Raw genomic sequence first — 10,986 nt, 5'->3', positions numbered from 1 at the left:
CCACCACCCTTATAGTCAATCAGCAAGAAAGCCACATCATGAGGGTGGAAGTTAACAGCGAGGGATAGGATATAGGATTGGATGGTTTCTGACTTTCCTGAACCAGTCGTCCCTGCGATCAATCCATGAGGTCCATGGGCTTTTTCATGCAGATTGAGTTGAACCAGGTCATCCTGACCACGCAGACCAATCGGCACAGCCAAACTCTTGTAAGGTGCGTTCTTTTTCCAACGGCTCGATACCTGCAAATCCTCAAAGGTCTCCGCCCCATACATTTCCATAAAGGTCACAGAATCTGGGATCGAACTCTTCAGGTTTTGGAGGTGATTGAGCGGAGCCAAGGTACGGGCGATCCGCTCCTTGTCATAATCTGCTGGGAAATGATCCAAACGGAAGTCCGTCTCTTTCAAGACTCCTTCTTCCATGACCAGTTGACCTGTATTACGGTCCTTGATATTGATCACTGTCTGGATGTTCTCAGACAAGGAACTCATGACATCCTCTACAAAGATGAGAGAACAGCCTAATTCCGTTGGATCTTCGGTAAAGAACTCCATGATGATATGATCCAAAATCAGCTTCTCATCGGTCACTAAAACCACGTAATGAGGATGGAAGAGGGTGCTCTCCTTGTGGGATGCTTCTTCCTTTTGACTACGACGTAGTTTCAAGATTTGATTCAAACTATTCAGAACTTGGTCCCGTGTTCGTTGATTGTAGACAAAACCGCGGACATTGAGTTCTTGCAGTTTAGCATGAGGTAGCCAACGCATCCAAGACCATTGCTCTTTTTCCTCTTCAGGCAGGATCGTAATAAACTGCACATCATGATAAGAATGGAAAGTCGCTAGCTGCATCACCAAAAGCTGCAGTTGTTCTAGAACGAGATTTCTAGGTCCAATATAACCCACCGGTCCATGGCTGAGGTTTGCCGGGATTGGCATATCTGGGATCTTTTTGTGACGACTATAGAGAGCGTAACCCTCTTCTTCTAGAGCATCCTTCTTACCGCTACGCTCCTGTTGACCGTATTTCAGGTCATAGCTAGTCGGCATTTTCCCGAGTCCCAAACGATAGTATAAAAAGTCAAAATGCAAGGGAGTCTTTTCATAAATCCGGTGATTGTAACTCTCAACCAAGTCCGTCAACTCTAAAATCGTTGGAAAATGATAGTGCATCCCTTCTTTTTGTTCTCGTTCCAGACGAGTCAATTCCTTGACCTTATCTTTCAGGTAAAGACGATAGAGATCGACCCGTTCCTTCTTATCAGCCTTGTACTTTTTACGATTTTTGATGAAACCACGGATAGAAAAAATCATTGTGGTTATGGACATCCCTACTGTCGCAAGGATATAGATCCCTCGAGGTTGAATTAAGGTGATTAAGACGGTTACTCCGACCATCATCAAAGGAGGAACGATCAGCTTTAACAGTTCATCACTGGGCTTAACCGGTTCCTGGCCCGGGGGATTGATCAAGATTTTATCTTCGCTGCCACGATAGATGATCCGTGGAGAACGATGATAATCTGGATAATCTTCATAAAAACCATATCGAGATGGTTCTCTCAGAGTCAGTTGTGGCCCAACTTGGGCAGGACCCTGGACCCATACTTCATCAGGATAGAACTTGATCGTCACCGCCCCTAGACTCAACTCATCTCCAAAACCAATCAATTGCTGGTCCATTTGTTCCAGATGATTGTTTCGATAAAATGCGCCTTTTAGTCGAGTTAGCTTCCATTGATTTTGGGATTTTTGGAGTAAGAGTTCAACATCTCCATCTAGGGTGATCAACGCACCTCTTTGAGAGCCAATCTGAAACTCTGATAAATCCAAAAGGTCATAAACCCTTGGCTCCCCTTCTCGGAGATAAAAGACGACCTCACCCAAACGCAGACCATCTTTCAAGAGTCCTGCTTCATCGCCGTACTGATAAAAGACCTCATCACCATCGACCTTGAGCTGAATCGATCTTTCCTGTTGAGAAAGGTAGACTTGGGCCTTTTCAGTCGCTCCGATCAAGACCGTCTTATCTGAACCCAGTTCTACTTCATAACGCAGACCTTGGCTGTAGAAAATGATTTGTTTTTTCATAATTTCTCTCCTTGGTCTACTTTAATTGCTAGAGGAGCTACTTGGAACAGGTTTCTTCTCAGATGACGGTTTGCTTTCAGAAGCCTTGTCTTGCGGATTAGGAGTTGTAGAAGCATTGGAGCTTGATTCACTCGTTAGTAGCTCACTTCGACTATCCCAGTATTTCTTATACTCGCTTTCCAAAGTATTCAACTTACTTTCACGGTCTTTCCCTGACAAGTTACCATCTTCTCGAACCTGCTTGATTTCCTGAGTCAAAGCATAGAGAATCAAGTCACTGTCGTTAATCCGTTTCGCAATATCAAGAGCCTCTTCAAAGCGATTGCGCCCAACCTGGATCCAGTAAGTCAAATAAAGCTCATCTGACTTGAGTGTTACGTTGTTCAAGATGACTTTCTTTTGTTCAGAAGAAAATTCCAATCCCTGAATATAAGAGTAAGCCAACTCATACTTTTGCGTATTCGGCAAGCTAGCTGGATCAATTCTCTCTAATTCTGTAATAACACCACTATAATCCACTTTAATAAAGGCAGTATCTGCCTGCAACATCTTTTCTTTGAAAGGATTTTGCACAAAAATCAGATAGATAAGTGGAACGATCAACAAGACAACGCTGGCTGTTAACCAAATCGTTGCCAGTTTAAAGACACGATGGCGTCTACTTGGAACCAAGACCAAATCTGCCCGTTCTTTCGCAGCCTTCTCCGTGTAGTACTTCTCCAAAACAGCTACTGCAGCCTCTATATCACCTGCCTGACATAGATCATTTAAGAAATCTGGCAAGGTCTCTAATTCCAAGGAACCATTATAAAGATCCATGAAATCCAAATCGCTAAATAGTGTTACTGTAAAACATTTAGCCTGGCGTAAAAAATCTTCTGAGGATATGGATTGAGGAACCATCAGACCAGGAATTCCACGATAAGCAATCTTAGCCTGAGCATCCTTGGTAATAAAGAGATTTACTGGGTGCAAAAGGAAAGTCACAGGTAACTCCAAAGCCCCCTCTAGACGAAAAACGTTTAGGGCCAAACGGATTCTTTCCGAAATGGTACGTTCCTTTATTTCCTCATAAGTCAGTCCATGAGCTTCAACTTGATAGGAGAAGGTGACACTATCCTCATCAGACACCATCGATTGCTCCAAAAAGAATGGATGATGCAAATCCAATAGTAACAGTTCCCGTAAATCTTGACTCGCAACATCTGAACGTTTGAGTGTTAATTCCCAGTTTGTTTCATTTTTTTCATAGACAAACGACTGTCCACCAAATTCAAATTTTTCTTCAGCCACCTATATCTCCTCAATTTCTACTAAATCTCCTGTCGTCATAGGATAATCAGACAGATGTTTCCCTTCATCAATCAACAAACCTTTATTGACAATTCTTAATTGATATTTTTTTCGCTTGATACCTGGATTAAAAATCGTATCCACTTCTCGCACCAGCCGGCGCACTTCAATTCGCCGTGGAATGCGAATATCCACATCTCTTTCTCTCAAACGTAGGGTAATATTGATATGTTGCTCCACCTTTTACACGCCTCCTATGTCTGGTTTATCCTTTTCTAAGTTACTTAGACAGACTAGTTAAAAACCTAGTCCATCCCTTCTACCATCACACGATAACTCATTACTGCCGTTGCTCCAAATAGCAAGAAAATCAACACCACATAGAATATCTCTGGAAGAAAGTCATTCAGACCACCTTTTTCTACATGGCCTATATTTGTTTGGAACTTGATTGTTTTTTGAGCATTGGGCTGAAACAACTGTTCTTCAGAAGATTTTTTCACTGGTCTCTGTATAGCAGAAAACAGTTGGCCCCTTTCTGTGATCAACTGTTCCTCTTGATGCTGTTGCATGTCCTGCAACCTCTTTTGAGTCGCTTCATTAAAAAGCTCCTTGATTTGTTCAGACTGTAGACCAAATTTCAATCCCTCTTTCTTTTCAAGTCGGGAATCATCAATCTGCAGACTGTTATCCTTCAAATCATCTGCAGCAGCCCCAGAGACTGCTGCACATGTTACTAAGGTAAGAAGGAAAAGAATGATTTTCTTCATATTTCTAATTTCTATTCTTTCTCAGCTTGGCTTGCTTGAAACCACAAACTACTTTCTCTGATAAAAACATTTATAACAAGTAAAACAGCTATGACAACAATCGTTGCAACAAAAGCGATAATTGCTGCTGGATGTCCATCAAAATATCCTGAGAGCAAACCTTCTAATATCGATAACGCATTGAGATTTTTGATAAATGCTGGGAAACCAGTTAGACTTGCTGTTGTCCCAATAGCATTTGATAGGTAGACAAAGCTAATCATCATAAAGAAGGCGAGACCCATACCAATCACTCGGAAATGTTTAAGCAATAGATATTGTCCTTGAATCAGTACAAATGCTGCTAAAACAATTAATAGAACCCAAGATGGTTGATATTCACGACCAACCTGTAGCTGAACACTTGATACAACACCAACTACCAATCCGACAACGAGACTTAAAGCAGATAGGATGGTTACCGTCATCAAGTCTGTATCATGTAACTTATCAAGTTTGAACTTATCTTTGACTTTGCGAATAACGTTTTGAGTTGCAAACAGATAGGCTGTAAAGAGGCTAACAATCTCCAATAGTAAAATCCATGTAAATGGACGGTAAACATTGACAGTCGCTTTCACTGAAGTAGCATTTTGGGTAACAGGATTGGATAAGAAGTTCAACAATACTTCGTTTGGCACCCCATTTTGATAGGCATTATTCAGAACCTTCACAAAGGATTCTACAAAGTTTCCATTGTTAGTCAATTCTTCGTTAAACTGCGTCATCAAGGAGTCAGCATCTTGTGACAACTTTTCAGTACTTGTTTGAGCGTTTGACAATTCACGATTGAAATTACCTAAAGTCTCATTCACAGACTCTGCAGCTTTGACATTACTTTGAGAAGATTCCTTCACACCCGTAGTTTCTGACAAGAGAGCTGCATAATCCGAATTTAGGGTAGCCAATTGATTATTAGTCTCTTCAAAAGTAGCATTGCCTCCCCTTTGCTTCTCAACCAAATCATCTAGTTTCTTTTCCAACTGGTCGTACAACTCTAACTGTCCCTTGATTTTGGTAGTCAATTCTTGGTTGGTAGCCAAAACATCCTTCACATTTTGTTCTAGAACAGGCTTGAGAGTAGTCAGTTCTGACAAGGCTTTATCTACTTTTCCTTTAGTACCATCAGTTTCTGTATCGCTAGCAGGTGTAGTTAAGCTGTCTTCATATTTCTTCAGATTTGAACTAATAGCTTCAAACCAAATATCTGACAATGCTTTAGACACATTACTATTTTTTAACTCTTTGACAGTATTGTATGCTTGTGTGAGTGCTTGTACCTTTTGGTAGTCAGAAGCTATTTTCTGAACCTTTTGTCCATAAGACACTGCAGCTTGCTGAACACGTAACACATCTACTGGAGCACTAGCTGCTTGAACATCATTCAAGGAAATATTAATTGATTTTAGCTCTGCTTTTGGAGCTGGGCTTGGAGTCCCGGTTGAACCTGTAGTTGGAGTCGGAGCTGCCTCTGCAACACTATAGGCTACTTTAAAAGTCCCACCCGTCTTTAAATCAATTTCTTGACCAAACTCAACTGGTGTACCATCATAAGTGACTGAGTGAACTGTCACTCCTGATTCAGCTTTCCATGATACCTTAGCCTTTGTTCCTGTTCGTCCAACAGCACTCGTACTCGTGATTGCCAGATCTTCCAAATTCTTCAAATCAGTCGAATTGATTTCGTCACTAGGCTCTTTGATTGTTTTTAATTCAGTATAGTCTACAGAAGGAATTGTGATCGGTGTCATACCAAAACCATTAAATTCTTTTCCACTAAAGTTTTCTTTTGGTAATTCTGAGATTGCAGAAGCCAACTGCTCTTTGAGAGATTCTTCAGCCTTCTCTAGGTCCTTGTTTGCAGCTTTATTCAAAAATTGATCAAGAGTGATGTTGCTCTTCTCACTTGTTCCATAGTAAGTGGCTAATTTCTCATCAATAAAGTTATGAATATCCTTTTTATGATTTTCAAACTTGGTTCTTTCGTCTGTTAGATTGGTCTGTAATTTAGCAATCTCTTTGCTGATGTTTTCTGCGACTGTTTTATAGGAAGGTACAACTTCAGATGACGTACCATCAGATGATGCTGCTGTTCCGTCTATATTAGAAGTCAGACTACCTTGAGCTTTAATTAATTCCTTATAAGTTTTAATTTGTTCCTGAACGTCTTCCCGACTCTGAGAGATGAGCCCAGTGATAACATCCGCATGATTTTTCTTCTCATCTACTCTATTCTTAAGCAGAGTTCCAAACTTCTCACCATAGGCAATCTGCGAAACATCAAAACGACCAAAAATCTGTGAGTAGCCCTCCAAACCTGTCTTTAAAGCAGTGTTTGCGTCAACAGAAGAACTCGACATACTATAGAGAGTTGGGAAAAGATTTTTAGTGTTGATAGCTGTCCCATATAAGTTCGTACGATAGTTTCCGATATTGGTCGCTTGTATCTGTGAACTAGCTTGGACATTCTTTTGTGCAGTGTAAAGATTGTTCAAAATACTAGCCATATACATATCAACTAACTGACCATTCAAATCAGCAACAATGTCTTTTGCTAGTTTATTTGCATCATTTTCTACTTGCAAATTTCCTTGCGCATTCACCTTATAATTGATGGTTGTCTTATCAACATTGATGCTGTTAATATCGAGTATTTTTTCAGAAAAGTCACTAGGAATTGTTAAAACGAGTTGGTATTTCCCACTTTCTAACCCAGAATCAGCTGCTCCACGAGGGACAACAGACCAATTTTGTGAATTATCACGCTCGATATTTTTTACATAACTAGCACCTAGATTGTATTCTTTTGTATCTACGTAGACAGGCTTATCTTCATTTACGATAGCTACATTTAATTTTGTCTGCTGATTAGCCTTTGCATTATTTTCATTGCTAATCGTTGTATTTTTTTGAACAGATAGATTCAAAAAAATAATCAATGCAAGCAATCCTAATGCCAGCAGACTACTTCCTATATATTTAAAAATTCTATTCTTCTTCATATTACTTTAAATCTTCTCCGTCATAAAAAATAGGAAGGCTCTCGCCCTCCTAAAGCCACTTATATAACAAATTAAATTTGTGATGCAAGATCTTGGTCGTTTTGTTCAACAATTTCAGCAACCTTGTTCAACTGTGCATTGATTTCATCAAGCAAAGTTGCAAACTCCTCAATTTTTGGAGACAATTCTGTGAATTGGCGATCAAAGCTCTCAAAAGCAGCACCTTTCCAGTTGTCTCGGATAGTATTTTGCTCTTGAGTCAATGTACGAAGTACTTGTCTTACTTCCTCAGAACCTTGAGTGTACTTTTGAGCAGAGGTGCGCAATTCTTCTGTTGTTAATTGAATTAAAGCCATGTGAAACTCCTTTATATTAATTTACTCCCTCATTATATCAATAATTTGCCTCAATTGCAAGTTTAAAATTCATTTTTTATTCTATTTATAAAAAAATAAGAGCTATTTCCATCTAAAAACTAGTAAGAAGGATTAAATTATCTGCTTTTCTTGTATAATTACTTCTTTTTTTATCTATAATAACAAACTATAACAAATTCATATCATCCTTCTTTTATAAGGTATATTTGTCAAACGTTCTTTTCTTCTAACTTTCTATGAAAGTTTTTATTCTCTTGATGGCGAGCTTCCAGCACATTCTCTATACGACTCTTGTAAAGTTGATGATAGTTATCCAAATTGTTCTCTATCTCAAAGATATATGGTTGAATTTCAGCAAAACTACTATCTCTACATGCATAGGAAAGCGCCTCTAGGAGATGATCCGTCTCCCTGCTAAACTTGTGGAAATCATCATCCAAATCCATCTCCAAGCGTTCTAAGTCTCGTAATTTACGATTATACTCATCCTCTAGTTTCTGAAGTTCCTTTTTATCCATGACCAGTTTTCTCCTAGCTTTTGATCGGACTCTGTAAAGTAGGGGTTTGCATGGTCTGGGTCAAGTAAGTTTCAGCAGCATCAGCGGCCTTGCCCTCAAATCCTCCCTTAATATTGTTTACATAGGTCTTAGAAGCATACTCTTGCATATCTGCGGCTGCTTCCTGCAACTTTTTAGTTAACTCAGTTCCTTTAGCAAGGATTGACAACTCTTTTGCAGTTACCAAGGCTCTGACTGCTTGGCGTTCTTGTTCCTTCATTCTTTCTTTGAAGCCTCTATCGAGTTGCTCTCTTGTAATTAAGGTATCCTCATCCGTTAGGACTAACATTTTTTCCCCTCCATGTTTGTTTTACATCCGCCAATAGATTATTAAAATCTTCAGCACTATCTGTATCTATGGTCTCAAAGGAACCACTAGCTTTAACCAAGCTTTCCCCCAGTTGCTCGATTTGTGTCAGGAAGGATGTTGCTGCAGTCTTCGTGTCACTTGCAACGCCTTCATCCCAAAAGCTTGTTGTGTCAAAACCAGAAAGTAGATTTGTAACTTCTGAACTTGACAAATATCCAACCATGTCAAACGCTGTCTGTCTTGTTTCTTTTATCATATTTTGAATATCTTCCTTAGCATCTGAAAGTAAGGTTTTCACAGATTTAACTTTATCTTCCATGTCAAAATTTGCCAACTGGGCTGCTGTCTGAAGCAACTGAGCTCGGACCAAAATTCTCTTTTCTCCTGTAAGATTACCATTTCTCAGTTGTTCCTGATAACGAGGAATAGCTTCACGATCCCACTTTATAGATTCCTGACGAGCTTCTTCGACAATCTTACTATATTCAGTTGTAAAATTCTCGTAAACGCCATAACCAATAGCTGCCTTTATTTTAAACTCACCTCTCATAATGGAATTTAAAATATTAGCTGCTACATTTTCATCGACTCCTAAAGCCCTGAGAGAATCCAAAGATGTCGCAATCAATCGAGCTAGCTTTTCACCTGCCCTGAGCAATTCTGGGTGAAAATCCTCAGACGCAGTCAATAAATTTCCCTTTCCATCCGATTGGAAAACACCAAAGTCATGGGAGCTTTCCGGATCAGTAATTTGGGTATAATGAAGGGGGACAAGGACATTGACTTTACCGACGGGTTTCTTAAGTGGTTCATCGGAGTCCCCAGGTAATTTAGTAATGGTATGCTCACGATTGAGCATCCCCACGACATCAAAAGGATTGACATAGTACTCGATTTTTTCGCTAATCTTTTTGATTTTCTCATCACTGAGGCCCATTTTCTTTAAGCTCTTTGTCGTGTCTGGACCGTCAAAGAGAACCACTTTGCCGATTTTCTCCAATTCTTGATCACTGAGGCCAGCTACCCCTTGCGCAGAGACAATGGTTCCTAGGGAATGAGCTGCAATGTCCATCGTCGCATTTGGAGCCTTTTCGCGCATCTCAGCGATTTTCGTTTTCATTCCTACTGTTGCTAACTTGGCTTGCGGCGTATGGATATGGTTGAGCGCAAACTGAGCATCGTTGTCAATCCAGTCGTTCAAATTCTCTATACTGATAGCATCACTTCCGCGGATGGTCATATAGGTTTTCTTGGTATCTTTAGTTAAGGTTGGCGTATCCGTTAAGTAGTAGGCATTAAAACCAGCTCTCTCATCAGTTAAGAGTCCTTTTTGATAGCGTTTGATAGGATACTCTTCTTGGTGAACCCCTCCTCCAGGATCACCAACTTGAAGTTTTATCGTATCTTCCACAGTATGTAAATCAGGATCTGGCTGCAAGTAGACTTTACCATTATGGGGAAGATGTTTCCCGCCGGGAGTGATTTCCCATTCTTTTTTATCCTTGTTATAAATCTTAGTATCTTGAGAGAAATCGAAATAGAGTGATTGACCTGAATTTAACAAAGCCCTATTTTTTTCTCTCTGAGATTCATAAGGAAATTTTATTGGTCTACCAGTATAGGCTGACTGAGCTAAATTCGCATAGAAATTATCAAAATCTTTTAAATTACTATTCGTCAAAACCTCTTCCTCCTACACGTAACGGACCGCTTAATATCATAGAATCAAAAATTACTTTTTCATTTTCAATTTCAAACATGACACTCCAATCCGACTCTTCTATATTATTAAATTCACCAAATATACTCACAACTTCCCCTCCACCTTGTGGAGTTCCATTTCCAACTTTTTCCCACATTGTTTCATCCCAATCAATCTGAACAGATTCTATCTTTGCATTTTGAGATTTTACAAAATCCTTAATCTCCTCTTCATGCTCCTTTAGATAAGCCAACTGCTTGGCTCGTGGGCTTAGAAATAGATTTGTTTCTTTCGCCATCCATGCTCCGCCTCCAAATACTACAAGGGCTATAACTAGCCAAACCAAAGTACGTTTTTTCATCTCTTTCCTCCTATATAGCGGAATCTAAGTTTATTATATCATGAATGTAAAAAAAAAATACTTTTAATAAGTATAGTTGTTCATTATAGATTCCCAGGTAATTTGGTAATGGTATGCTCACGATTAAGCATCCCCACGACATCAAAAGGATTGACATAGTACTCGATTTTTTCGCTAATCTTTTTGATTTTCTCGTCACTGAGTCCCATTTTCTTTAAACTCTTTGTCGTGTCCGGGCCGTCAAAGAGGACGACTTTGCCGATTTTCTCCAGTTCTTGATCACTGAGGCCAGCTACCCCTTGGGCAGAGACAATGGTCCCTAAGGAGTGACCTGTGATGTCCATCGTAGCTTGCGGAGCTTTTTCAGTCATCTCTGCAATCTTCGTTTTCATTCCTACTGTCGCTAACTTGGCTTGCGGCGTATGGATATGATTGAGAGCGAACTTAGCATCGTTGTCAACCCAGTCGTTCCAATTTTC

Annotated in this window: 10 protein-coding genes and 1 pseudogene; all 11 read right to left on the bottom strand. The window is 39.8% G+C overall.

Annotation, left to right across the window (positions count from 1 at the left end):
- Positions 1-2,096, bottom strand: a 2,096-nt coding sequence (gene essC, locus HMPREF2853_RS09160) for a type VII secretion protein EssC (protein ID WP_070535998.1), incomplete at its 3' end; no start/stop codon positions are given.
- 21 nt (positions 2,097-2,117) lie between these two features.
- The gene (gene essB / locus HMPREF2853_RS09155; RefSeq protein WP_070535995.1) at positions 2,118-3,389 is read right to left on the bottom strand and encodes a type VII secretion protein EssB; all 1,272 of its coding nucleotides are present in this window, start codon (positions 3,387-3,389) and stop codon (positions 2,118-2,120) included.
- On the bottom strand, positions 3,390-3,629 hold the full coding sequence (locus HMPREF2853_RS09150; protein WP_000434883.1) for an EsaB/YukD family protein: 240 nt from the start codon (positions 3,627-3,629) through the stop codon (positions 3,390-3,392).
- A 65-nt stretch (positions 3,630-3,694) separates the two neighbouring features.
- Entirely contained in the window at positions 3,695-4,159 is a 465-nt protein-coding gene (gene essA, locus HMPREF2853_RS09145) for a type VII secretion protein EssA (RefSeq protein ID WP_000720507.1), read from the bottom strand.
- Positions 4,160-4,170: 11 nt separating this feature from the next.
- Positions 4,171-7,200, bottom strand: a complete 3,030-nt coding sequence (gene esaA / locus HMPREF2853_RS09140) for a type VII secretion protein EsaA (protein WP_070535991.1) — start codon at positions 7,198-7,200, stop codon at positions 4,171-4,173.
- Positions 7,201-7,271: 71 nt separating this feature from the next.
- Complete coding sequence (locus HMPREF2853_RS09135) at positions 7,272-7,556, bottom strand: WXG100 family type VII secretion target (RefSeq protein ID WP_001173991.1); 285 nt, start codon at positions 7,554-7,556, stop codon at positions 7,272-7,274.
- Between the two features lie 230 nt (positions 7,557-7,786).
- Positions 7,787-8,095 (bottom strand): hypothetical protein, encoded by a 309-nt coding sequence (locus HMPREF2853_RS09130; RefSeq protein ID WP_070535986.1) that lies wholly within the window; start codon positions 8,093-8,095, stop codon positions 7,787-7,789.
- Positions 8,096-8,108: 13 nt separating this feature from the next.
- Positions 8,109-8,423, bottom strand: coding sequence for a hypothetical protein (locus HMPREF2853_RS09125; RefSeq protein ID WP_000960730.1), 315 nt, complete (start codon positions 8,421-8,423; stop codon positions 8,109-8,111).
- A complete protein-coding gene (locus HMPREF2853_RS09120) occupies positions 8,404-10,125 on the bottom strand; it encodes an Mbeg1-like protein (RefSeq protein WP_070535982.1) in 1,722 nt (573 codons plus the stop codon). The genes HMPREF2853_RS09125 and HMPREF2853_RS09120 overlap by 20 nt, the downstream gene beginning before the upstream one ends.
- Entirely contained in the window at positions 10,115-10,507 is a 393-nt protein-coding gene (locus HMPREF2853_RS09115; RefSeq protein ID WP_070535977.1) for a hypothetical protein, read from the bottom strand. The genes HMPREF2853_RS09120 and HMPREF2853_RS09115 overlap by 11 nt, the downstream gene beginning before the upstream one ends.
- A gap of 89 nt (positions 10,508-10,596) precedes the next feature.
- Positions 10,597-10,986 (bottom strand): annotated as a pseudogene (locus HMPREF2853_RS09110) (cutinase family protein); the annotation flags it as partial.

This window comes from Streptococcus sp. HMSC077F03 (assembly GCF_001812375.1).
GTDB classification, from domain to species: Bacteria; Bacillota; Bacilli; order Lactobacillales; family Streptococcaceae; genus Streptococcus; species Streptococcus oralis_S.
This window is presented reverse-complemented; position numbering and strand designations above follow the sequence as displayed.

What these genes read in the sequence shown, in the direction of transcription:
- HMPREF2853_RS09135 (WP_001173991.1), bottom strand. Translation starts at nt 7,556, where the DNA reads ATGGCTTTAATTCAATTAACAACAGAAGAATTGCGCACCTCTGCTCAA.
- HMPREF2853_RS09130 (WP_070535986.1), bottom strand. Translation starts at nt 8,095, where the DNA reads ATGGATAAAAAGGAACTTCAGAAACTAGAGGATGAGTATAATCGTAAA.
- HMPREF2853_RS09125 (WP_000960730.1), bottom strand. Translation starts at nt 8,423, where the DNA reads ATGTTAGTCCTAACGGATGAGGATACCTTAATTACAAGAGAGCAACTC.
- esaA (WP_070535991.1), bottom strand. Translation starts at nt 7,200, where the DNA reads ATGAAGAAGAATAGAATTTTTAAATATATAGGAAGTAGTCTGCTGGCA.
- essA (WP_000720507.1), bottom strand. Translation starts at nt 4,159, where the DNA reads ATGAAGAAAATCATTCTTTTCCTTCTTACCTTAGTAACATGTGCAGCA.
- HMPREF2853_RS09115 (WP_070535977.1), bottom strand. Translation starts at nt 10,507, where the DNA reads ATGAAAAAACGTACTTTGGTTTGGCTAGTTATAGCCCTTGTAGTATTT.